General features: G+C 40.2%; 24 protein-coding genes. 13 read left to right on the forward strand and 11 right to left on the reverse strand.

Features of this window, described 5'->3' with window-relative positions; genetic code table 11:
* Positions 1-25: 25 nt before the first annotated feature.
* Positions 26-610: a ribonuclease HI family protein gene (locus EMIN_RS05975; RefSeq protein ID WP_012415339.1), complete on the forward strand. Its 585-nt coding sequence runs from the start codon at positions 26-28 to the stop codon at positions 608-610.
* Between the two features lie 224 nt (positions 611-834).
* Here EMIN_RS05975 and EMIN_RS05980 read toward each other — a convergent pair whose 3' ends face one another.
* From EMIN_RS05980 to EMIN_RS09675, 3 genes are all read right to left on the reverse strand, one after another.
* Positions 835-1,341 (reverse strand): deoxycytidylate deaminase, encoded by a 507-nt coding sequence (locus tag EMIN_RS05980; protein ID WP_012415340.1) that lies wholly within the window; start codon positions 1,339-1,341, stop codon positions 835-837.
* Positions 1,341-2,750 (reverse strand): cell envelope integrity protein CreD, encoded by a 1,410-nt coding sequence (gene creD / locus EMIN_RS08380; RefSeq protein ID WP_012415341.1) that lies wholly within the window; start codon positions 2,748-2,750, stop codon positions 1,341-1,343. Before creD ends, EMIN_RS05980 begins: the two co-directional genes overlap by 1 nt.
* 68 nt (positions 2,751-2,818) lie before the next feature.
* Positions 2,819-2,989 (reverse strand): DMT family protein, encoded by a 171-nt coding sequence (locus tag EMIN_RS09675; RefSeq protein WP_202943292.1) that lies wholly within the window; start codon positions 2,987-2,989, stop codon positions 2,819-2,821.
* A 194-nt stretch (positions 2,990-3,183) separates the two neighbouring features.
* Between EMIN_RS09675 and EMIN_RS05990 the strand changes: the two genes are divergently transcribed.
* The 10 genes from EMIN_RS05990 to EMIN_RS06035 all read left to right on the forward strand — a co-directional run bounded on the left by EMIN_RS05990 (position 3,184) and on the right by EMIN_RS06035 (position 12,816).
* On the forward strand, positions 3,184-4,467 hold the full coding sequence (locus EMIN_RS05990; protein WP_012415342.1) for a TolC family protein: 1,284 nt from the start codon (positions 3,184-3,186) through the stop codon (positions 4,465-4,467).
* A 1-nt stretch (position 4,468) separates the two neighbouring features.
* Entirely contained in the window at positions 4,469-5,641 is a 1,173-nt protein-coding gene (locus EMIN_RS05995) for an efflux RND transporter periplasmic adaptor subunit (protein ID WP_012415343.1), read from the forward strand.
* A 22-nt stretch (positions 5,642-5,663) separates the two neighbouring features.
* On the forward strand, positions 5,664-6,371 hold the full coding sequence (locus EMIN_RS06000; protein WP_012415344.1) for an ABC transporter ATP-binding protein: 708 nt from the start codon (positions 5,664-5,666) through the stop codon (positions 6,369-6,371).
* Position 6,372: 1 nt separating this feature from the next.
* The gene (locus EMIN_RS06005) at positions 6,373-7,611 is read left to right on the forward strand and encodes an ABC transporter permease (RefSeq protein WP_012415345.1); all 1,239 of its coding nucleotides are present in this window, start codon (positions 6,373-6,375) and stop codon (positions 7,609-7,611) included.
* 177 nt (positions 7,612-7,788) lie between these two features.
* Positions 7,789-8,091: a preprotein translocase subunit SecG gene (gene secG / locus EMIN_RS06010; RefSeq protein ID WP_012415346.1), complete on the forward strand. Its 303-nt coding sequence runs from the start codon at positions 7,789-7,791 to the stop codon at positions 8,089-8,091.
* Between the two features lie 85 nt (positions 8,092-8,176).
* Positions 8,177-8,551, forward strand: coding sequence for an acetyl-CoA carboxylase biotin carboxyl carrier protein (locus tag EMIN_RS08385; RefSeq protein ID WP_012415347.1), 375 nt, complete (start codon positions 8,177-8,179; stop codon positions 8,549-8,551).
* Between the two features lie 13 nt (positions 8,552-8,564).
* The gene (accC, locus tag EMIN_RS06020; protein ID WP_012415348.1) at positions 8,565-9,932 is read left to right on the forward strand and encodes an acetyl-CoA carboxylase biotin carboxylase subunit; all 1,368 of its coding nucleotides are present in this window, start codon (positions 8,565-8,567) and stop codon (positions 9,930-9,932) included.
* Complete coding sequence (locus EMIN_RS06025; RefSeq protein ID WP_012415349.1) at positions 9,916-10,380, forward strand: adenylyltransferase/cytidyltransferase family protein; 465 nt, start codon at positions 9,916-9,918, stop codon at positions 10,378-10,380. Before accC ends, EMIN_RS06025 begins: the two co-directional genes overlap by 17 nt.
* A gap of 26 nt (positions 10,381-10,406) precedes the next feature.
* A complete protein-coding gene (locus EMIN_RS06030; RefSeq protein ID WP_012415350.1) occupies positions 10,407-11,597 on the forward strand; it encodes an aminotransferase class I/II-fold pyridoxal phosphate-dependent enzyme in 1,191 nt (396 codons plus the stop codon).
* A gap of 106 nt (positions 11,598-11,703) precedes the next feature.
* On the forward strand, positions 11,704-12,816 hold the full coding sequence (locus tag EMIN_RS06035) for a GNAT family N-acetyltransferase (protein ID WP_012415351.1): 1,113 nt from the start codon (positions 11,704-11,706) through the stop codon (positions 12,814-12,816).
* Here EMIN_RS06035 and EMIN_RS06040 read toward each other — a convergent pair.
* The 4 genes from EMIN_RS06040 to EMIN_RS06055 all read right to left on the reverse strand — a co-directional run bounded on the left by EMIN_RS06040 (position 12,809) and on the right by EMIN_RS06055 (position 16,918).
* Complete coding sequence (locus tag EMIN_RS06040) at positions 12,809-13,585, reverse strand: hypothetical protein (protein ID WP_012415352.1); 777 nt, start codon at positions 13,583-13,585, stop codon at positions 12,809-12,811. The genes EMIN_RS06035 and EMIN_RS06040 overlap by 8 nt on opposite strands.
* Before the next feature lie 120 nt (positions 13,586-13,705).
* Complete coding sequence (locus EMIN_RS06045; RefSeq protein WP_012415353.1) at positions 13,706-14,323, reverse strand: anaerobic ribonucleoside-triphosphate reductase activating protein; 618 nt, start codon at positions 14,321-14,323, stop codon at positions 13,706-13,708.
* 157 nt (positions 14,324-14,480) lie between these two features.
* Entirely contained in the window at positions 14,481-14,669 is a 189-nt protein-coding gene (gene nrdD, locus EMIN_RS06050; RefSeq protein WP_012415354.1) for an anaerobic ribonucleoside-triphosphate reductase, read from the reverse strand.
* A 176-nt stretch (positions 14,670-14,845) separates the two neighbouring features.
* Positions 14,846-16,918 carry a ribonucleoside triphosphate reductase gene (locus EMIN_RS06055; RefSeq protein ID WP_012415355.1) on the reverse strand — a complete coding sequence of 691 codons (2,073 nt, stop codon included), beginning with the start codon at positions 16,916-16,918 and terminating at the stop codon, positions 14,846-14,848.
* A gap of 381 nt (positions 16,919-17,299) precedes the next feature.
* On the opposite strand from EMIN_RS06055, the gene EMIN_RS06065 reads away from it, so the two are divergent.
* Entirely contained in the window at positions 17,300-17,554 is a 255-nt protein-coding gene (locus EMIN_RS06065) for a hypothetical protein (RefSeq protein ID WP_012415356.1), read from the forward strand.
* A 39-nt stretch (positions 17,555-17,593) separates the two neighbouring features.
* Here EMIN_RS06065 and EMIN_RS06070 read toward each other — a convergent pair whose 3' ends face one another.
* On the reverse strand, positions 17,594-18,793 hold the full coding sequence (locus EMIN_RS06070) for an aminopeptidase (RefSeq protein WP_012415357.1): 1,200 nt from the start codon (positions 18,791-18,793) through the stop codon (positions 17,594-17,596).
* A gap of 79 nt (positions 18,794-18,872) precedes the next feature.
* On the opposite strand from EMIN_RS06070, the gene EMIN_RS06075 reads away from it, so the two are divergent.
* Positions 18,873-19,628: a hypothetical protein gene (locus tag EMIN_RS06075; protein ID WP_012415358.1), complete on the forward strand. Its 756-nt coding sequence runs from the start codon at positions 18,873-18,875 to the stop codon at positions 19,626-19,628.
* Between the two features lie 79 nt (positions 19,629-19,707).
* On the opposite strand, the gene EMIN_RS06080 is transcribed toward EMIN_RS06075, so the two are convergent.
* From EMIN_RS06080 to EMIN_RS08930, 3 genes are read right to left on the reverse strand one after another with little or no spacing between them, the layout of a single operon-like run.
* Positions 19,708-20,262: a TadE/TadG family type IV pilus assembly protein gene (locus EMIN_RS06080; protein WP_012415359.1), complete on the reverse strand. Its 555-nt coding sequence runs from the start codon at positions 20,260-20,262 to the stop codon at positions 19,708-19,710.
* Entirely contained in the window at positions 20,259-21,368 is a 1,110-nt protein-coding gene (locus EMIN_RS06085; protein ID WP_012415360.1) for a hypothetical protein, read from the reverse strand. Before EMIN_RS06085 ends, EMIN_RS06080 begins: the two co-directional genes overlap by 4 nt.
* Positions 21,361-21,534 (reverse strand): hypothetical protein, encoded by a 174-nt coding sequence (locus tag EMIN_RS08930; protein WP_187146155.1) that lies wholly within the window; start codon positions 21,532-21,534, stop codon positions 21,361-21,363. Before EMIN_RS08930 ends, EMIN_RS06085 begins: the two co-directional genes overlap by 8 nt.
* Positions 21,535-21,536 lie beyond the last annotated feature (2 nt).

Here is a 21,536-nt window from a genome sequence, read left to right on the forward strand (position 1 = left end):
TTTTAGCATTTTGTATAATGGTAATATGAAAGTTATTATCAATGTTGACGGAGGCTCGCGCGGCAACCCCGGGCCGGGAGCCAGCGCTTACGTTATAAAAGACGCCAAGGGTAAAATTATTGCGCAGGAAGGCGTTTTTTTAGGTATTTGCACAAATAACGAGGCTGAGTTTAAAGCGCTTCTTTTCGCTTTTGGCGCGGCGGCTAAACTAAAAGCCACACATATACAAATTTACGCCGATTCACAATTGCTTGTTAAACAATTTTTAGGCGAATATAAAATTAAAAGCCCAAATCTGGTGCCTATAATGGAAGAAATACGTAAAAAGGCAAAGCCGTTTTCCTCCGTGCAGATAGCGCATGTACCCCGTGAGAAAAATAAAGAAGCCGACAAGCTTGCCAATATAGCTATGGATAAAGCCACAAAACCTGTTATCCAAAAAATGAAAGCTGACGCTGAAAATTTTTACAAAACCCAAAATAAAGAAAAAATTATTAACCACTTAAGCGCAAAAACCGAGGAGGAAGAAAAGCCGCTCTCCCCCGCGTCCGCAAAAAATAAAACTTCAAAAACAAAGAAAGCAGAACCTGAACAATTAGAATTGTTTTAATCTTGGCAAAAGAAACCCCGGGTTTAAGCCCGAGGTTTCTTTTGTTTCAAAGCTTCACTTTGCGATTTCACTCAACAGCAACACCTCCGCAGCAACAAGGCGGAGGTGTTGTGAAATCAATATATTATCCATACCCCGGTTTAAGCAGGGGAAACTTCGTACTCTCATAAAAAAATCCCGCGTTTTAAAACGCGGGATTTTTTTAAAACAAAAACATTAAACTTTTAAGCTATTTCTTCCGCCGTAAGCTGGCGACATTCTATACCGCTTTTGGCAAGAAACACGTTTCCTTCTTGGGACCTGTCATAGAGGTCTAAAAAATAAACTCTTTCAATGCCGGCGCTTACAATAACTTTTGCGCAGTTTATGCACGGTGAAAGCGTTACGTAAACAGTAGCGCCCGCTGTGGAGATTCCGTTTTTAGCCGCAAACAAAATAGCGTTTTGTTCGGCGTGCAATTCATTATCCATAGACCACTGCCCATGCACTTTAAAGAAGTCCGGGCTTTTTAGAAATTCTTCCAAAGTCGCATATTGGGAGGAAAATTCTTTCTTATAAATTTCGGCAAAGTTATCGTCACAATGGCACTGCCCCGAAGGCACGCCGTTGTAACCTATACTTATAACTCTGTTATCTTTAACAAGCACCGCGCCTACCTGAAGGCGGCAGCAGGTGCTTTGGGCGGCAATAAGTTTTGCCATTTCAATAAATAATTTATGTTTATTTTTCATTATTCGTACCAATTAATATTTCTGGTTGTATACATAACCGCCCCAAGGCCCAGGAATAATCCCAAAGAACCTAAAAGGAGCGACAAATCCTGCAGCTGCAAAAGAACATACAGATACATGTAAAGCACAGCTATTATACCAGCGGGAATCCAAAAATATTTGGTGCCCTGTTTTTTAATAACTCCGTAGCGCGCGTAAGCGCCTACCATTAAAACCACCGCGGCCGATGCAATCATATAAGACCAGCCGAAAGGAATAAATTCCGATATTGAAACCAAAAGCAGATAGAATACCGCCATAGCCAATCCGACTAAAACATATTGGAAAGGATGTATGGGCATTTTACCTGCTATTTCAAAAACAAAGCAGGCTAAAAATGTTAAAGATAAAAACAAAATACCGTACTTAACCGAGCGCAGCCCGTTGCGGTAATTATCCACGGGCATGGAAAGTTTTACGCCGAATATTGAAGGCGTAATATCCAAACTTTCAAACATTTGCGCAATACCGCTCGCTAGGTAAGAAATATTCCATTCGGCCGAAAACCCGTCCGAGCTTATTGTTTTTGAGTCAGGCAAAAAACTGTTAAAAAATAAAGGGTCTTTCCAGGATGATTTAACTATAAATTTATTTTCTTTTGCCGCCGGAACAAAATTAATTGTGTTTGAACCTCTTAAAGCGAATTTAACCTCAAAATCCGAGGAGGTGTTTGAATAATTTACGGCAGAACCTATCGCTTTTAATTGATTGCCCGGCCGATTTCCGTAACTGCCGTATTCTTTATAATGCCCCCGCATTGAATCTTCGGTCTTAGTTAAAACCGCAATGTCTTTGTAGTCCTCATCATTACCTAAAGCGGAACTGAAAAGAACGGCGTTACTGCCCGTATAAGGGGCAAAATCAAGTTTTCTGTTATTAAAACTGCCTTCAGGCAGTTTGGCAACGCCTTTTAAATCAGCAACTTCAATAGTCATCTGTGTTTTGGATAAATCAACAGTCCTGCCTTCGGTATCATCCATTTTGCCAAAAGCGCCTTTAAGCGTTACTTCAGCCGTGTAAACCGGTAATTTGAAAATGCCTATATATCTTATTTGCGGAATAATGTTTACGTCCGCCTCTAATTTAGACGGTGAAATTTTGTAAATGCCATACCTTTTAACGTCTTTTACTTTGCCATCTTTATCTTTTTCCTGATATATATAGGAATAAGGAACATTTAAAAAAGGCGCCGCTATAAGCTGATCTTTCCCCCAGGACCCCGAGATTGTTTTAAAAGCGTCGTTTTTATAATTGCTTCTTTCCTTTACCACGCCTTTAACAAAAGAAAGCGGAATTAACATTAAAAGCAAAAGCACGCCTATAACGCCCGCTTTTAATATTATTTTAAAATTAAATTTTTTTTCACTCATACCTGCTCCTTATTTTTTGAATATAAAATAGGCCGCCAAAACCAAAAAGCAAAACCTAATATATGGTTTCAGGCGAATTGTTCTTTAGAATACACAGCGCAAGCCCCTATAAAAACGGTAAGGGTAATTATTTTCTGCATTGTTTTTAACTGCGTTACCGTAAAGTATTTTGCCCTTATTCTGTTAACGGGCGCCTGAAAGCAATATTCTACAAAAGCTATAAGCCAGTTTAAAAGTATAACGAGTTATAAGGCTTTATATTTAAATTTTAGGTGCCCGGCACCGGGCCACTGTTATAAAAGAATTGGAAATAGCAAATAAAACTATTGTTCCTAACATGTTTTGCAATAAAATAAAAAAAATTTGCGTTGTATTAAAGTAAGATATATTTATCCCACCAAAACATTATACTTAAATTGGTAAAATATTATATATGAGCAATTTTAAAAAAATTATATTTATGGTTTTTATTTTCGTTCCCGCCTCTTACATACTGGCGGCAACGCCTACTGATGAGGTTAAGATACCAGTCTATACTTTGGACTACTGCATCCAAAGAGCGTTAGACAACAACCCTTCGTTAGGCGCCGCGTCAAGCAATTTAATAGGCGCGAAAGCAAGGGTTTGGCAGTCGGGCGCCGTATTCTGGCCGCAAATAAGCGCAAACGGTTCCTGGAGCAGGAGCAGAACAGAAGTTATGGATGATATTTTTAGTTATTCAAACAAATCTTCAGCCGGATTAAGCGCTAGCATGAACATATTTTCTTTCGGTAAAAATTATTTAACTTTCCGCGCGCAGCAATTAAATTACACAAGCGCCGGTTTTGACTACCAAACAACTTTAAACCAAATGGTTTTCGATGTAACAGAAGCTTACTATAACCTTGTTTATGCTATTATAAGCGTTGATGTTTTTAAAACTTCCGTGCAGCGTTTTGAACAACAGCTGGCTCAGGCGCAAAGTTTTTTTAACGTAGGCATAAGGCCTAAAATAGACGTTACAAACGCTGAGGTTAATTTAAACAACGCTAAACTTAATCTGATAAGAGCGCAAAACTCGGTAAGAACGGCTTATGCTGTATTAAACAATTTAATGGGCCTGCAAAAAGTTGAGTTTTACGATGTTGATAAAGATTTAACTTTTGAAAAATATTTTATCAGCCCGGAAGACGCTCTTTCAAACGCTTATAAAAACAGGCCGGACTTAGCTTCCGCTGTCGCTAAAACGGATAGCGCAAAAGCTACTTTAAACGCTGCCAGGGCGGAATATTTTCCCGACATTAACGCCACCGCTTCATACGGGGCAAGCGGCGCAAACAGCCTTTCTACGGAAAACGGCTCGGTCGGGATAAATGCAAGCTGGGCTTTATTTACAGGTTTAAAAACCACTAAAAAAGCTCAGGAGGCCAAAGCGTCTTACTCCACAAGCGTTTATAACCAGGAATCCGTAAGACAGCAAATTATAAAAGAACTTACACAAGCTTACGCTAATTTAACGCAATCGGAAGAAGCTATTCCCGTAGCCGGATTAAACGTTGAAAAAGCCAGAGAAAACCTTGCTCTTGCAAACGGCCGTTATAAAGTCGGCGTCGGCAACAGCATTGAAGTAAAAGACGCGGAATACTCTTTTAGCGAAGCAGAACTCAGCTACGCGCAGGCTTTAACCGAATACAGAATAGCTAAAGCAAATATTTTAAAATCCATGGGAATGAGATAATATGACAAAACAAACAAAAGAAGGAAAAATAAAATCTTTATTTAATTGGTTTAAAAAATTAAGCCTTTTAAAAAAATCCTTAATCTTACTGCCTTTAATAATAGTAATTATCTTTTTAATTACCAGGGGTGGGGATAAAATTTTTTACGAAACCGAACCGGTTAGAATAGGCTCTATACGAGAAGTGGTCGAAGCCAGCGGCACAATTAACCCCGTTTCACAAACCGAAGTCGGTACGCAGGTTTCCGGCACAATATATAAACTGTATGTTGATTTTAACTCTCCCGTAAAAAGGGGGCAGCTTCTTGCCGAAATCGACCCGGCCACTTTAAGGCAGCAGGTTCTGCAGCAAGAAGCCTCCCTCATGAAAGCGCAGAGCGAGCTTACAAACTCACAGCGCACATATGAAAGATACCAGCAGCTTTACGCGCAGAATTTTGTCTCTAAAAGCGAACTTGACCAGGCCGAAACAACCTATCTTACAAACCAGGCAAACACTATTCAGGCTAAGGCCAGTTTGGCAAAAGCTAAAACGGATTTGGACTATACAAGGATTACATCGCCTGTTGACGGTATCGTAATTTCCCGAGCGGTTGATTTGGGGCAAACAGTAGCAGCCAGTTTTAATACGCCCACGCTTTTTTTGGTAGCGCAGGATTTAACAAAAATGCAAATAGAAGTTCCCGTAAGCGAAGCCGATATCATTAAAGTACAGGAGGGACAAAACGTTACGTTTACGATTGACGGATATCCTTCGGTAACTTTTAAAGGAGTTGTAAACCAGGTGCGCTTATCTCCGGAGACAGTACAGGGCATGGTTGCTTACACCGTTATTATTATGGTTGACAACCCCGAACTGAAGCTAAAACCCGGCATGACCGCGAACGTTACTATTATTACACAGGAAAAAGACGATGCTAAACTTGTGCCTAACGCGGCCTTAAGGTTTACGCCTAAATCCTCCACCGAAAAATACAGATCGCAGGGAATATGGGTTTTAACAAAACAAGGTCCTGAAAGAATTGACATAAAAACAGGTATTATGGACGATAAGAATACTGAAATTATTTCAGACCAAATCAATGTGGGCGACGAAGTTATTATAGCCGAAACGACTAACGCTAAACAAAAGAAAAGTCTTTTCGCCGGACCGCAAAGACAAAGAAGAAGATAAAAAAATAAGGGGTTTTATCTAAATGAGTCTTATTAAATTTAAAAATTTAACCAAAGTTTACACGCTTGGCGAAATACAGGTGCACGCTTTAAACGATGTGTCTTTAACCATAGAATCAGGCGAGTTCGTAGCCATTATGGGCCCCAGCGGCAGCGGCAAAAGCACGTGTATGAATATTTTGGGATGCTTGGACAAACCTACAAGCGGCAGTTATAACCTTGACGGCATTGATATAGTATCTAAATCACTGCCTGATTTAGCCGCAATAAGAAACCAAAAAATCGGGTTCGTTTTCCAGGGGTTTAATCTTCTTTCCAGAACAACAGCTCTTGAAAATGTTGAATTGCCTATGATTTATAATAAAATCCCCCCCGCGCAAATGCGAGAACGGGCCATGCAGGCGCTTGTAAAAGTAGGTCTCGCAAACCGTGCTGACCATGTACCCAGCCAACTTTCGGGAGGACAGCAGCAGCGTGTAGCCATAGCAAGAGCTTTGGTTAACGACGCTCCCATAATATTTGCTGATGAGCCTACAGGCAACCTGGATACCAAAACCAGCCATGAGGTTATGACCCTTTTCAGCCAACTAAACAGCGAGTTTAAAAAAACAGTTATCGTAATAACCCATGAAAACGATATCGCCGCCTACGCAAAAAGAGTAGTACGTTTTTTAGACGGCAAAATTGTTGAAGACCATGTTCAAACTCCCAGAACTCCGGAGGGCATATAATATGGTTAATTTTATTACCACTTACACTGTTGCGCGTATAGCGATAAAAGCCATTTGGGCTAATAAAATGCGTTCCGCCTTAACCAGCTTAGGTATAATTATAGGCGTGGGCGCGGTTATCGCTATGACGGCAATAGGCGCGGGCGCCAGTAAAGATATTTCTGACAGAGTGGCTAAAATGGGATCTAACACCATTAACCTTCAGGCGGGCGCTGCTTCCGGCGGCGGGTTTAGCTTTTCAAGCCAGGCTAAATATTTAACTACGGATGATGTCGCCGCCATAAAAAGGGAAATACGTACAATCGATGAAGTTTACGCAACAATAACACAAAGCAAAAACGTAACCAGCGCCAACACCGGCACCATGGCAAGGGTTATGGGAACCACCAACGAAATTTTTAACGTTCAACCGTGGTACATAGCGGAAGGAAGGAAATTTACGGAAGCCGAAATTAACGGCGCCGCTACCGTTTGTATTTTAGGAAGCGAAACTTCTAAAGAACTTTTTGCCGATATGAACCCCGTCGAACAGCCCATTCGCCTTGACGGACAAATGTATAAAGTTGTCGGTTTAATGAAAGAAGTGGGCGAAGGCTCCTGGGGTTTTGACCCCGATAACGGCATTATCGTGCCGCTTTCAACAATGCAGACGAAATTGGGCGCGGCGGCAAACAGGCCCAAATATGTGCAAACTATTACCATTAAAGCCAAATCTTATGATTTAATTTCAGATACCGAGGATGAAGTCAAAAAGCTTATGCGCCAGCGCCATAAGCTTTTACCCCGACAGGAAGACGACTTTTACATAAGAAACCTTGCCCAAATGTTAAACACAATGAAAGGTATGGCCACAACAATGAGCCTGTTGTTAGGCGCGATAGCGTCAATATCTCTTTTAGTAGGCGGCATAGGCATTATGAATATTATGCTTGTGTCCGTAACCGAACGCACAAGGGAAATAGGTATCCGTATGGCTATAGGTGCGAGCCTTTGGGATATAAGGCTTCAGTTTTTAATGGAAGCTATGATACTTTCAATTTTAGGCGGTATTATAGGCATAACGCTGGGGCTTTCAATAGCTTTCGGACTGGAACATTTTGCCAATATGGTTATTGAGATAACATTATCCTCAGTGCTGCTTTCTTTCTTTGTGTCGGCGGCTATAGGTATTTCATTCGGGTTCTACCCCGCTTACAAAGCAAGCAAACTCAACCCTATTGACGCTTTAAGATACGAATAAATTTAAAATATAAAAGGCAGGTACGCGGCGCGAAAAGGATTACATCCTTAACAACGCCTAATACCTGCCTTTATATTTAAACGCGCAAAAGCGGATTTAAGCTTTAAACTTCCTTTAAGTAAAGTCGCCCCAAAACTTAGTATAATATATTAAACCAATTAACTGAGGTCTTAAAAAATGTATACATTAATATTAGTAATTCACTTTTTAGCGTGTATTTTGTTAATTTTATCAGTACTTATGCAAAGCGGTAAAGGTTCGGCCGCGGGCATTTTTGGAGGAGGCGGAGGCTCGGACGCTTTGTTCGCAGGGCCTACGGCTTTTAACTTTTTAAACAGATTTACGGCAGTAGTGGCGATAACACTTTTCTGCACCTCAATAACGCTTACAGTGCTAACCGCTAAACGCGGAGCAAGCTCGGTTGTTGACAATGTAAAAGTACCCGTTACTCAAACCCAGCCCGTTAACAACAATAAATAATTTTACTCCCCTGTTATAAAACGGCAGGGGCTTTTTTATTTGCAGCATTTTCCGTATTAATTTAAATTCTTTAAAAGAGGATTTTATGGACACAAAACTTCTTACGCAGGTTACATCTTGGCTTAAAGAAACAGATATTGTCGAATTTGTTTATCATAAAGACGGTAATAACATTGAAATAAAAACAAAAGAAGCTTCGGTAACGGGCACAAATTTTGAATGTAGTTTATTTTCGGTTGCTTCACCCGCTGTCGGGTTTTATTACCGCGCGGCCAAAGGTAAAACAAACCCTTTAAAAGAAGGGCAAAAAATAGCCGAAGGCGATTTTTTGGGTATTGTTGAAACCTCCGCAAAAAAAATCGAAGTTAAAGCTCCCGTCGAAGGCAAGTTAAGAATCATTTCAATAGAAGATTCAAAACCCGTAGAATTCGGACAGCCTTTATTTTTTATCGAACCGTAGGAGCCAGCCATAAATGACCACAGAAAAATTTAATAAAGTTCTTATCGCTAACCGCGGTGAAATCGCTGTACGCATCTGCCGCACGTTAAAAGAAATGGGCATTAAATCCGTTGCTGTTTACTCGGAAGCGGACAGGGACTCAATGCATGTAAGAGCGGCGGACGAAGCCGTCTGCATAGGCCCCGCCTCCTCAAAAGAAAGCTATTTAAATATTGACGCCATTGTAAGCGCGGCTAAAATAACAAATACGGACGCTATTCACCCGGGTTACGGATTTCTGTCGGAAAATCCTAAATTTTCAAAAGCGGTTACAAAAGCGGGCATAGTCTTTATAGGCCCCACGCCGGAAGCTATTGAAGCTTTAGGCGTAAAAAGCGCTGCGCGCGAAATTGCGATTAAAGCGGGCGTACCCGTTATTCCCGGTTCAGACGGTATTGTCGGCAAAAATTATAAGGAAATAGCAAAAAAAATAGGCTTTCCAATAATGATTAAAGCCACAATGGGCGGCGGCGGCAAAGGTATGCGCGCCGTTATGAAAGAAGAAGATTTAGATAAAATGATGCAAATGGCGCAAAACGAAGCCCGCGCCGCTTTTGGCGACGACAGAGTTTATTTTGAAAAACTTGTTTTAGCGCCAAGACATATTGAGGTGCAGGTGGCGGCCGACGCGCACGGAAATGTTTTGTCTTTTACTGAACGCGACTGCAGCATGCAAAGAAGACATCAAAAATTGGTTGAGGAATCTCCCTCGCCTTTCGTTACCCCCGAGGTAAGAAAAAAGCTTACGCAGGCCGCGTCCAAAATGATTAAAGCCTGTCAATATACGGGCGTAGGCACTGTTGAATTTTTGATGGACCAAAATAAAGATTTTTATTTTATGGAAGTTAACACAAGACTTCAGGTAGAACACCCCGTAACCGAAATGGTTTGCGGTTACGATCTTGTTAAAATGCAAATTGATATCGCACAGGGTAAAAAACTTCAAATAACACCCGAACAGGCTTTGCAAATTACCTGCCACGCCATAGAACACCGCATAAACGCCGAAGATTGTGAAAACAATTTTGCCCCTAACCCGGGTTTAATTACGGAATGGATTCCCGCCGGAGGCTTAGGTGTAAGAGTGGACACGCATATGTACACAAATTACACCATACCCAGCTATTATGACAGCTTAATCGCCAAGCTCATTGTTTGGGCTCCTTCACGCGAAAGAGCTATCTCAAGAGCCAAGCGCGCTTTATCGGAATTTCACATCGGCGGTATTAAAACAACCATCCCGGTGCATAATAAAATTTTAAATAATAAGGATTTCGCATCAGGTAATATGGACACGGGCCTTTTGGAAAGGATATTTAAAGAAGATGAAAGCAAAAAATAAAATATTTACAAAACCCGCATTAGAAAAATTTATCGCAAAAAACAGAAAAGCGGGTAAAAAAATTGTTTTTACCAACGGCTGTTTTGATATTTTGCACGCCGGGCACGTAAGTGTTTTGGAATTTTCAAAAAGCAAAGGCGACGTGCTTGTTTTAGGCCTTAACACGGACGCTTCTGTAAAACGCCTTAAAGGGCCGTCGCGCCCTATAAACAAACAAGCCGACAGAGCGCTTGTGACAGCGGGTTTAGAGTCTGTTGACGCTGTGGCTTTTTTTAATGAAGACACTCCTTTAAATTTAATTAAACTTGTAAAACCCGACGTGCTTGTAAAAGGCGGCGATTATAAAGCGCAAGATATTGTGGGCAGGGAATACGCTAAAAAAGTCGTTAGGTTTCCGCTTCTTAAAGGGCGTTCAACCACAAATACAATTTGTAAGATTAATAAGTAATATTCATTGTAAGGTGAAAGAAAAATATGGCTGATATTTTGGAAAAATGCAGAAATTGGAAAGACGCAAAAATGGCTATGAGAATGGGAATTTACGGTTATTTCCAGCCTATAGAATCCGCACAGGCCCCCGAGGTCATGTTGAACGGTAAAAGATTTATTATGGCGGGATCAAATAATTATCTCGGTTTGGCAAACGACCCGGAAATGAAAAAAGCCGCCAAAGAAGCTGTGGAAAAATTTGGCACGGGCTGCGCGGGATCGCGACTGCTTAACGGCAACACAATTTATCATGACCGGCTTGAAGAGCAAATCGCAAGATTTAAAAGAAAAGAAGCCGCTCTTATTTTTGCCGCCGGCTACCAAATGAATTTGGGCGTTGTAAGCGCTTTACTTAAAAAAGGCGATTACGCTATAGTAGACAAACTTGACCACGCCAGCATTTTAGACGGCGTAAAACTTTCCGAAGGCGAAATGGTAAGGTTTAAGCATAATGATATGGCCGACTTGGAAAGAGTTTTGGCCAAAATCCCCGAAGAAGCGGGCAAGTTGATTGTTGTTGACGGCGTTTTTAGCATGGAAGGCGATATATGTCCCTTACCCGAAATTGTAAAATTAGCTAATAAATACGGCGCAAAAATTATTGTTGACGACGCACACGCCACCGGCATTTTAGGCAAAACCGGCAGAGGCACCTGCGAACATTTTGGTTTGGAAAACGGGGAAGTTGACCTCGTTGTCGGCACCTGTTCAAAAACTTTCGGCACCGTAGGCGGCTTTGTAGCGGGCGACGCTGACATCATACACTATTTACGCCATAACGCGCGCAGCCAAATATTCTCTGCCGCCTTGCCGCCCGTATGCGTGGCGTCAATTTCCAAAGCTTTAGATTTAATTGAAAATGATACCTCCCGCAGGGACAGCCTTTTCGCTAAAACGGAAAAACTTAAAAAAGGTTTATCCGAGCTGGGTTTTAATCTTGGCGAAAGCGAAACCCCTATTTTACCCGTTATTATAGGCAGTAATGAAAACTGCTTTAAAATGTGGAAAGCATTAAATGAAATGGGTATATTTGTTAATCCTGTGGTAAGTCCGGCCGTTCCTCCAGGAAGGGCGCTTATAAGAGTTACTCTTATGGCTACTCATACAGACGAACAAGTAGATAAAATTATAGCTTCGTTCGCTGCGGCGGGCAAAGCGTTAGGCCTTATAAAATAAAAATATTTAAATAAAAAACCTCCCGTTAAACGGGAGGTTTTTTTATTTTGATACTAGCGAAATCCTAAGTAAAACTAAAAATTGTTTTTATTATATAATTAAATATATGAGCATACAAATAGTTAAAGTCGGCAAAAAAAATCTTAAACATTTTATTAATTTCCAATACGATTTATATAAAAATGATAAATTTTGGATAGGCGAACTTAAAATGGACGCTAAGCACGCCCTAACCTCTGACCCTTTTTGGAAACACGCCCACAAACAGCTTTTTTTAGCTTATAAGGATGGCAAAATCGCCGGCCGTATTGCCGCTATAATTAACCACACCCACATTGAATACTGGGGCGAAAGAACGGGCATGTTCGGATTTTTTGAATGTATTGACGACAAACAGGTAAGCAAAGCTTTATTTAACGCCGCCAAAGAATGGCTTAGGGAAAAAGGCATGTCCGTTATAAAAGGTCCGTTTAACCCTTCTACCAACCATACCTGCGGCATGCTTGTAAACGGTTTTGATGAAGACCCTTTTATAATGATGCCCTATAATTTTTCTTATTACCCGGAACTTATGGAAGCTGAAGGTTTTGTAAAAGCAAAAGACCTTTTGGCCTTTGAAAGAGTAGCGGCGGATAAGTTTACCCCGCGTTTTGAAAAAATAGTTGCAAGAGCTTTAAGAAGTAAAGACATAAAACTGCGCAGAATAAATTTAAAAAACCTTAACGCCGAAATTATGACTGTGCGCCACATTTATAACGCGGCCTGGGCCCAAAACTGGGGTTTTTTGCCTATAAGCGAAGCTGAAATACTTAACACCGCCAAACAGTTAAAAATGATTGCGGACGCTAAAATAACCTGCGTAGCAGAAATTAACGGCGTTCCCGTAGGCTTTTACATAGCAATACCTAACATGAACCATATGTTAAAGATTTTAAAAGGCACTATTTTAAACCCTTTTAAACTTATTAAAGGTTTAATTGCCTGGAAAAAAATAAAAGACGTCCGTTTAATTATGCTTGGGGTGCTGCCCGAATACAGGCACAGAGGCGTTGAACTTATACTTATAAAAGACATTGTTGAACACGGTGTTGACGTAGGTTACGGTAAAGCTGAGTTAAGCTGGATGCTTGAAGATAACAAAGACATAATAAATGTTGTTACGGAAACAGGCTGCAGAAAATCAGACAGAGTTTACAGAATATACCAAAGCCCTATTTAATAAACGGGCACAAATCAATCACCCAAACCCCTATAGCCCCAACAACTAAAACCGCCAACATATAGAACCAAACCGTCGGTTTAGTGGCTAGCACATACTTCCTTAAATGAATATCAAGTTTAGCAAATGATTTACTGTCCATGGAAGACGCGTTGCGCACCATTTCAGGATAGAGCGTTTGCGCGTAATACTGCAAATCTTCAGGAGTGTTTTTACTTTCAACACCTTCCGGGAACGCGAAAAGCATTTTCTTCCCCAGTGACTCCACTATCAGGCGGTCGCTTGCGGCAAGCTGCTTTTTCATATCAGCGTCAAAAAACTCGGGCGCTAATACCTTATCAGGGAAAGTTATATAATATTTACCGTCTATTTCCGAGTCATGCGTAAGAATCGTGTTTTTAGGCCTGTAAATATTAAATTTTAATTTAGGCCTTATAAGGAAAACGGGTAAAGGCTGCTTATTTTGCACTACAATTATATTAAAAGCCCATTTATTGTTAGTTTCCCCGCCTTCAAACCTGCCGCCGTAATAGGTTACGCCGTCAAGCTCCAGCACATAATTCTTTTTAAGTTCTGTTTTAACGTTTCGATAACGGTCAAAAAGGAAAAACGCCGGGGTGGATTTTTGCAAAAAGCCTTCCGGATGGTCGCTTGTTTCGGGAATACGCACATTTTGCGTGTGCAAGCGGCTCAGCCGGCCCTTAGCAAAAAAATCTATGGCCGCCAAAGATAGAAGAATAAGTACCAAAATAAAAATTATAGTAGTCATAGCTTTACCTATATATAATTTATAGCATATATAAAAGCACCCCGCAAACCCGTAAATAAAAAAAGAGACGTTTTTTAAACGCCTCTTTTAAGGTTAAAACTAAGTTTACACTTAGCAAATTTACTTCTGTACTTTTAAAATATCTTTTTCTCCGTTTAAAGGAATGCATTCCTGTAAAGTAAAATGTTTTTCATCTGGTACATTTTTAATTATTTCTTTAATGTCAATTTCTGTTAAAATGGATTTATCGTAAGTTGTTCTAAACTCATAATCAATGCCGCTTGCAACAATTAAAGCCATACTTTTTGAAATATCTTCAATATTTACCGCTACGCCCGCAGCCTCATTATACTTAGAAAAAGGAGCTTTAATGTCCATAGCTATTGAATCAATAAGCCCTTTTTTAAGTATCTTTTCAATCATGTCGGGCATGGTGCCGTTTGTATCAAGTTTAACTTTATAGCCCAAAGCTTTAATTTTAGCTAAAAATTCAGGCAAATCAGCGTGCACGGCAGGTTCCCCACCTGTTACCACAACGCCGTCAAGGGCACCCTTTCTTTTTTCAAGAAAAGCAAAAACCTCGTCCTCGTTATAAGGTTCAAGCAGCATATTGGGATAAACCAGCTCCGGATTATGGCAGTAAGGGCAGCGCATGTTGCAGCCCTGCATAAAAATAACCGCCGAAACAAGCCCGGGATAATCAACCAAAGATGTTTTAATAAGTCCGCCGATTTTCATTTTATCCTCTTACCGCGTGTTGGAGCGGCGTTAATCATGGGAATAAATCCCAACTGTACAAAAGCGCTTACTTTGTTAGCGTTAAGGTAGAAAAATACACGTCCGCAGTGAAATGTCTAACTACCCCGCCCCCAAGAAGGGCGGGTAATATGAAAAATTATTTTGAAACGCTCATGAATTTGCGCATGCCAAATTCTTCTCTTTTGCCATCGTTCCAATTAGATGTCGGGCGCAAATAGCCGCAAACTCTTGAATAAACCTCACATTTTGAGCCTTTTACTTCCGCTTTAAGTGCGTTAAGTTCTTTAAGTTCCTGCACTAAATTTGTTCTTTCTTGTGTTGTCATATAATTAAGACCCCCGTCTTTGAAATCAGGCTCTAAAATACCGTGGTTTAAAACCTGTTATAATTCTATACTTTTTTCCTAAAATAAACAACCTTAATTTTGGGTTATTGTTTTCCGGTTAAAAGTAACGCTTAAAAACCGGATTTTAAGCGCGGTTTTACATCTAAGCTTGGGCCTTATGAGGCGCTGCCGGGTGAAAACAACTGCTCCTCAATAGCTTTAATTCTGCGTTCAATATCCTCAATGGCCTGTTCTTTGCACTTAGGACATTCTTTGTGTTCCCCTTCCAAATAACCGCATTTGGGGCACACGCTAAACGTGGGCGTAATTGAAAAATAAGGCAGTTGGTAATTTTCACACACTTTTTTAATAAACTTTTTAAGGGCTTCAATATTTTTAACCTTTTCACCCATATAAATATGGACTACCGTGCCGCCCGTATATTTGGCCTGCATTGAATCTTGCAAGTCCAGTATTTCAAAAATATCGTCGCTGTAGTTAACCGGCAGCTGGCTTGAATTGGTGTAAAAAGGCGCTTTACCCTCTTTATAATGGGCTTCATTAGCCGTAATAATGTCGGGGAACTGCTCTTTATCAATTTTAGCCAAACGGTATGAGGTGCCTTCCGCGGGCGTGGCCTCAAGGTTATAGTTATTATCTGTTTCTTTTTGGTAGGAAATAAGGCGCTCTCTCATAAAATCAAGCACTTTTTCGCCAAACGCGCGGCCTTTTTCCGTACCCAAATCAACGCCTAAAAGGTTTAACGCGGCTTCATTTAAGCCGACTAAGCCTATTGTTGAAAAATGGTTTTTCCAATACTGGTTAAAACGTTCTTTTACGGTTCTTAAATAAAATCTCATATAAGGATATAAATTGCCCTCGGTAAAACGTTCAATTATTTTACGTTTAATTTCCAAGCTGTCTTTGGCTATATCCATAAGGCCGGCTAAATTTTTAAAGAATTCCTCTTCCGTTTTAGATACATAACCCAAACGGGGCATGTTAATTGTAACCACGCCTATTGAACCCGTAAGCGGAGCGGAGCCGAATAAGCCGCCGCCTCTTTTAATAAGTTCCCTGTTATCAATTCTTAAACGGCAGCACATGGAGCGTGCATCTTCCGGGCTCATGTCGGAATTAATAAAATTAGCGAAATACGGAATACCGTACTTAGCGGTAATTTCCCACAAAGGAATAAGCTCGGAATTATTCCAGTCAAAATCCTTGGTTATGTTGTATGTAGGAATAGGAAAGGTAAAAACACGACCTTTAGCGTCGCCCTGAAGCATAATTTCAAGAAAAGCTTTGTTAAGCAAGTCCATTTCTTTTTGGAATTCACCATACGTTTTATCCTGCAACTGTCCGCCTATAATTACAGGCTGGTTTTTAAAATAAGAAGGAACGTTAAGGTCCATTGTTAAATTAGTAAACGGAGTTTGGAACCCCACGCGGGTAGGAACGTTAACGTTAAACAAAAATTCCTGCAAAGCCTGTTTAATTTCCGTATAAGAAAGCTTATCGTAATAGATAAAAGGCGCTAAAAGCGTGTCAAAGTTGGAAAATGCCTGTGCGCCGGCGCTTTCACCCTGCAAAGTGTAAAAAAAGTTTACAATTTGGCCTAAAGCCGTGCGAAAATGTTTTGCCGGGCGTGATTCCGCCTTTCCGCTTACACCTTTAAAACCGCTGGTAAGAAGGTCCTGCAAGTCCCAGCCCACGCAATAAGCTCCCAAAAGGCCAAGGTCATGCAAGTGAACCGCGCCTGTCTGGTGCGCGCGTCTTATATTTTCGGGGTAAATTTTATTAAGCCAGTAAACCTTGCTGATTTCTGAGGAAATATAGTTGTTTAACCCTTGTAAAGAGTAACTCATATTGCTGTTCTCATTTACCTGCCAGTCCATCTTTTTAAGGTATTGCTCAACCAAATCAACGTTAAATTTTGAATGTATTTCCCTTATTTTGGAATGCTGTTCCCTGTAAATAATGTAAGATTTTGCGGTTTTGTGGTAGTTGGAAGTTAAAAGAACGTCTTCAACGATATCTTGTATATTTTCAACCGTGGGTACGCTGTCCGAATAAAGTTGCTGAATTATGTTAATAACTCTTATTGTAAGTTTGGAAGCGACATCTTCGCCAAATTCGCCTGTAACCTGGCCGGCTTTTGAAATAGCTTTTGTTATTTTAGCGGCGTCAAATTTTTGTTTGGTTCCGTCTCTCTTTACAATATTTTTTATGATTTCTGACTTTGGCATAGGGCTGCTTCCTCTTCTGTATTATAAACTAAATCCGTTTTTGGCGCTTATAAAAACGCCTCTAAAAACAAAACCCGCTAAAATTTAAAAGCTGTGTCAGTAAGTCTGCACACTTTTAAAGTTTTTAACCCTGTTAAAACTTTTATTGTATTGAATTTATTGTAGTTGCTGTTTAAATTTTGACAAATATGGCTATAAATTGCAAATCCCCTATACAATTTAACTCTATAAACACGGTTATTTTTAAAAATACCGTCTAAAGCCCCCAAAAACAGCCCTTTTTATATTTTAGCATTTTATTTACCTTTAAAAACCAGTTGACTGGCCCGTGTTAAACTTGTTTAATATAGAAAATAAACATTTTATTTACCGGGGGTTTTTATGTTGGTTTACCAAATTTGCGCAGGAATTCTTACCGCAGCGCTTGTTATTTTGATAATTTTTGCCATTCGCTTTCTTATCCAGGCCAAAGAAACCGCTACAGCGGTTGAACTGCTTGTTTTAAACGCCAATGAACAAGTTGAAAGAACCAGCAAAACATTTGAATTGCTTGAAAATATAGCATGCACTTTAAACAGCACCTGGGGCAGAATTTTCGGCGCGGCGATTGCGCTTTCCAAATTAAAAAGAAAATAAATATATCATAAAAAAGCCCCGCTTTAAAGCGGGGCTTTTTTAATATTTAAACATTCCTTTCTCGTATATAGTAACCGTTTTACCGTTTTTTACTTTTGCTTTAACAATTTTATCTTCCGTATTTATAATATCCCAATGAAGCGATGAGTCATTAAACCCAAGCGCTTTCTTTTTAGCTTTTGTAAGTTTTTTAACGTCACCGCTAAAGCTGTCGGCAAAGCTGGCGCCTAAAGCTATGTGGCTGTTGCCGTTTTTGCCGCCAAAGTTTTCGTCAAACAAAGTATCCGCCATAAAGCGGTCGATTTTAGAAAAACGTTTATCCGTTAAAGAAAATTCGCCTATTTGAGCGGCGCCCGGGTCCATAGCTATCATTTTTTTAAGGTAATCGTCCCCTTTTGAAGCTTTTGCCTTAATTACGCGCCCTTTTTTAAACTCCACTTTTATATTTTCTATTATCTGCCCGCTTCTAAAAGATTTCATATCTGCGAAATATACTCCTTCCGTTCCCCTCCAATCGGGCGAGGTAAAAATTTCAAAAGAAGGCATATTGCAACCGCGCGCTGATAAAAATTTGCGCTGTTCACCCAAGAGAACATTTAAATCCATGCTTTTAGACTGCATATTAATAGTGTCTATTTTTAAAGACTCAAGCCACTTAGTTACCTCTTCCATTTGTTTATAAATTTTTTCCCATGTTTTTAAGGGGTTGGCATCCGTAAGGTAACAGGCTTTTTTTATTTGATTTGTATATTCTTTTAAACTAAGCCCCGCTTTTTTGGCAAGCGCTTGGGTAGGATAGGTGGAAAGCGTCCACCCGAAGGAACCTTCCGCCTCGCGTTTATCTAAAATTTCTTTAGCGGGCTTTCTTGCCAACGCTGTTAAAGACATTTTTTTAGGATCAACGTCTTTTAAGTGATCCAAACTGGCCGGCGCGCGCAGAGCAATAAGTCCGTTTATGCCTTTTTGCATCTCAAGCTGCCATTTTGGCATGAATTTAAGTTGGCTATCGTCAGAAATTTGGTAGAAATCCTTTGTTATGTTTTCGGAACTGAGTACCTGCATAACAGGGTTAAGCCTTTCGGCAAGTAAAATTCTGTTAATTTCCTCGGCCAGCGGGGCGGATGCTATATCATAACGGACAAGAACTGAGTCATACTTTTTAAATTGCGCCGTCCTTGCTTTTTTTAGCGACCATACCATGATCTCTGCGTATTTCTTCAATTCATTTTTATTAAACATGTCTGACTCCTCTTTTTATAAAAATTCTTATTATATAATGATATAATAAATCAAGACTTTTATACACGAATGGTACCTTATGAAAAGAATTTTATTTGTTTTGTTTATAATTACTGCGATAGCGGCAAAAGCGGATTTTTTTCCAAACCCCGCCATTGATTTTACTTTTAAATTTAACACGCAAAAACCTTTAGAAATAGTGCCGGAAAAATCGGACCTTATACTTTGTGACGATTACCTTTGCCAGGAAGGCAAACCTTTAGGTGCTTACGGCATACAAAAACTTTATTGCAGCAAGACAGAATGCCGCGCTCTGCTTTATGACTTTGCTTCTTACGGCAAACTGTCGATTACTTTTTCAGACGGAAAAACAAGACAAAGCGGCGTTTTCAAAGGGCAGGAGCAAATTCTTTCCGATTTTATTGTTGAAGTAAACCACGACAGCCTTAACGTAACTTTTTTAGAAGCCGCAAACAGCAGCCCCGAGCTTTTAAGGGCGGATACCATATTCTCAATGGCGGTAACTCTGATTATTGAAATACTGGCCGCGCTTGCATTTATAAAAGTAATGAAAAAACCCGTAAAAATAGTATGGGCCGTTTTAATAGCCAATTTAATTTCAATACCTCTCGCGTGGTTTTGGCTGCCAATTTTTATACCGGAATCCTATATGGTCTGGGTTATAGCGCTTATATTTGAAATATCTGTTGTATATATTTTAAACAGGAAAAAAATATTATTGCACGACGCTGTTATGGTAGGGCTTGTAACAAAAATAGCCAGTTACAGTTTAGGGATGGCGCTGGCATTTATATTAGCGCCTTTTCTTGTTTGACACAAAAGCCCGTTCAATTAATATAATTTGTTTACAAAAAAAGCCCCCTGTAAAGGGGGCTTTTTTTATTAATAATTTATTATTTCCTTTTGTTAACAGGCAGTTGGAATTGCACGGGGCGGCCTCTTGTAGGAACGAATTTTTTTACTTCCATCTGCCCGCCGGATTCGCATAAATAATTATATCCCCGCAAACAATTGTCCCTTATAGCTTGGTCCCTACAAACAACCTGCTTGTCATATTTACATAAAATAGCTATCTGCGCGGGTTGTGTGTTTACGGTAATTTTTACCTCGTTCCAAACCTGCGTTCTTTCAATATTAACTTTTACGCTTCTAAGGCTCATAAAATCTTTCATCGCGCGGTTGTTAAAGCCTATATAGTCCTCAACCTTTTTTTGTATGTCTTTTAAAAGGAAACTATTGTCCCAGCCCGTAGCGTAATCAATGTTTGAATGAGATTCAAGCTGCCAGCGTTTGGCTGCGTAGGCCGAAGCTATTTCCATTTTTTGCACAAGCACCAAAAGCGCAAAAATTTTAGCCATAAAAACAATAAAAATTAAAAACAGCGGAAATAATAAAACAACTTCCGTGGTTGCCTGCCCCCGTCTGTTAAAGATATTTGCTAATCTCATGGCGTCATCCTCAACTGGTATTTCGGCGTGGATCTGGGCCAAACGCAGTTATTGCTGCCGGCGGGGCACTGTAAATAAACCTTAACGTGCACACGCGGTTTATATCTTTTTAAATCAACGTTGAAATAGTTTGCCGGCGGCGTAAAAGACTGTTCGACATCAATCCCGCTTCTTAATTTTCTAAGCACGCGCCTTGAAGAGCTGTCCAAGTAACCGAATTGGAAAAGAGAATCTCTTCCCTCCCCCGCTATTGTTGACGCTTTAATAACAACAGGGTTAGGCTCCTTACCGCCATGGTAAGTAGTTTGCCCTGCAATGTGAAGATAGGCATGGTTTAGTTTTAAATTTTTTATGGTAAAAGGCAAAATTTTAACGCCAACGTCCTGAAAAGCGCGCGCGCCTTCTTTGCCGCATTCTGATTCTTTGCATGTTCCGGTATTTAAATAATAGGATTTTTTAAAAAACATGCCATCCTTGCTTATTTTATCGTAAATTTTACCCTGGTTTTCAAAAGTATCGCCTAAAATACCGTAAACAATACTGTAAAGATACAAGTTTTCAATAAGTAAATCCATACCTACGAAATATTTGTCCGATATTTCAGGGTCCGTAAGCACAACTTCAGAATCTCCTGCAGGAACGGGGTCTTCTTTTTCCCAGTCCGTTCTTGTACCCTCCGCGTAACGGAGGTTCCATTCCTGGTCGGAATCTTTAGGCTGGTATGCGTCCGCATTATTTTTATCGGCCGCGCCGGGAAAAGCGCCCGCCCTGTAGAACCAGTCATACACGGTAAGGTCTTCCCCTCCGCCGCGATGTATATCCGCTTTAATAGGCGTACTCATATTCTCTCTAAAAATTCTGTAAGGAAAAGCGGCGTTAATATAAGAAGTGGCGTTTAAATAAGTTACCGCCGGTTGTAATTCCACAAAGGCGGCGGAATCTAAAGCGAACTGCTGCCTTATTTTTTCCCTTGATAGTTTGGCAGTTTCAAAAATAAGATAAATAACAAGCAGCACAATAGGCACAAGCAAAACAGCGGGCAGCACAAACTGCGCCCGTTTATTAAAAACCGTTTTGCGCACCGCCGCGCTTATTAAACTAACCAAGTATGCCTCCTACCAGGAAAAAAAACATGCCCGCAAGTTTTTCATGGAATAAGGTAAAAAAAGTTAATATTAAAGTAACAATAGTGCCCATCATGAGCATGAACTCTACCGTGTTCTGCCCTTTGTTTCCGGACACCGCTTTAATAAACTTTTTAATACTTGCCATAA

Source organism: Elusimicrobium minutum Pei191, assembly GCF_000020145.1.
GTDB classification, from domain to species: domain Bacteria; phylum Elusimicrobiota; class Elusimicrobia; order Elusimicrobiales; family Elusimicrobiaceae; genus Elusimicrobium; species Elusimicrobium minutum.

Bases quoted from the DNA above. Each gene is read 5' to 3' on its own strand.
- EMIN_RS06000 (WP_012415344.1), top strand. From the start codon at position 5,664: ATGAGTCTTATTAAATTTAAAAATTTAACCAAAGTTTACACGCTTGGC.
- secG (WP_012415346.1), top strand. From the start codon at position 7,789: ATGTATACATTAATATTAGTAATTCACTTTTTAGCGTGTATTTTGTTA.
- EMIN_RS05990 (WP_012415342.1), top strand. From the start codon at position 3,184: ATGAGCAATTTTAAAAAAATTATATTTATGGTTTTTATTTTCGTTCCC.
- EMIN_RS08385 (WP_012415347.1), top strand. From the start codon at position 8,177: ATGGACACAAAACTTCTTACGCAGGTTACATCTTGGCTTAAAGAAACA.
- EMIN_RS05980 (WP_012415340.1), bottom strand. From the start codon at position 1,341: ATGAAAAATAAACATAAATTATTTATTGAAATGGCAAAACTTATTGCC.
- EMIN_RS06075 (WP_012415358.1), top strand. From the start codon at position 18,873: ATGAAAAGAATTTTATTTGTTTTGTTTATAATTACTGCGATAGCGGCA.
- EMIN_RS06005 (WP_012415345.1), top strand. From the start codon at position 6,373: ATGGTTAATTTTATTACCACTTACACTGTTGCGCGTATAGCGATAAAA.
- EMIN_RS05975 (WP_012415339.1), top strand. From the start codon at position 26: ATGAAAGTTATTATCAATGTTGACGGAGGCTCGCGCGGCAACCCCGGG.
- EMIN_RS06025 (WP_012415349.1), top strand. From the start codon at position 9,916: ATGAAAGCAAAAAATAAAATATTTACAAAACCCGCATTAGAAAAATTT.
- accC (WP_012415348.1), top strand. From the start codon at position 8,565: ATGACCACAGAAAAATTTAATAAAGTTCTTATCGCTAACCGCGGTGAA.
- EMIN_RS05995 (WP_012415343.1), top strand. From the start codon at position 4,469: ATGACAAAACAAACAAAAGAAGGAAAAATAAAATCTTTATTTAATTGG.
- EMIN_RS06030 (WP_012415350.1), top strand. From the start codon at position 10,407: ATGGCTGATATTTTGGAAAAATGCAGAAATTGGAAAGACGCAAAAATG.
- EMIN_RS06065 (WP_012415356.1), top strand. From the start codon at position 17,300: ATGTTGGTTTACCAAATTTGCGCAGGAATTCTTACCGCAGCGCTTGTT.
- creD (WP_012415341.1), bottom strand. From the start codon at position 2,750: ATGAGTGAAAAAAAATTTAATTTTAAAATAATATTAAAAGCGGGCGTT.
- EMIN_RS06080 (WP_012415359.1), bottom strand. From the start codon at position 20,262: ATGAGATTAGCAAATATCTTTAACAGACGGGGGCAGGCAACCACGGAA.
- EMIN_RS06045 (WP_012415353.1), bottom strand. From the start codon at position 14,323: ATGAAAATCGGCGGACTTATTAAAACATCTTTGGTTGATTATCCCGGG.
- EMIN_RS08930 (WP_187146155.1), bottom strand. From the start codon at position 21,534: ATGGCAAGTATTAAAAAGTTTATTAAAGCGGTGTCCGGAAACAAAGGG.
- EMIN_RS06035 (WP_012415351.1), top strand. From the start codon at position 11,704: ATGAGCATACAAATAGTTAAAGTCGGCAAAAAAAATCTTAAACATTTT.
- EMIN_RS06070 (WP_012415357.1), bottom strand. From the start codon at position 18,793: ATGTTTAATAAAAATGAATTGAAGAAATACGCAGAGATCATGGTATGG.
- nrdD (WP_012415354.1), bottom strand. From the start codon at position 14,669: ATGACAACACAAGAAAGAACAAATTTAGTGCAGGAACTTAAAGAACTT.
- EMIN_RS06055 (WP_012415355.1), bottom strand. From the start codon at position 16,918: ATGCCAAAGTCAGAAATCATAAAAAATATTGTAAAGAGAGACGGAACC.
- EMIN_RS06040 (WP_012415352.1), bottom strand. From the start codon at position 13,585: ATGACTACTATAATTTTTATTTTGGTACTTATTCTTCTATCTTTGGCG.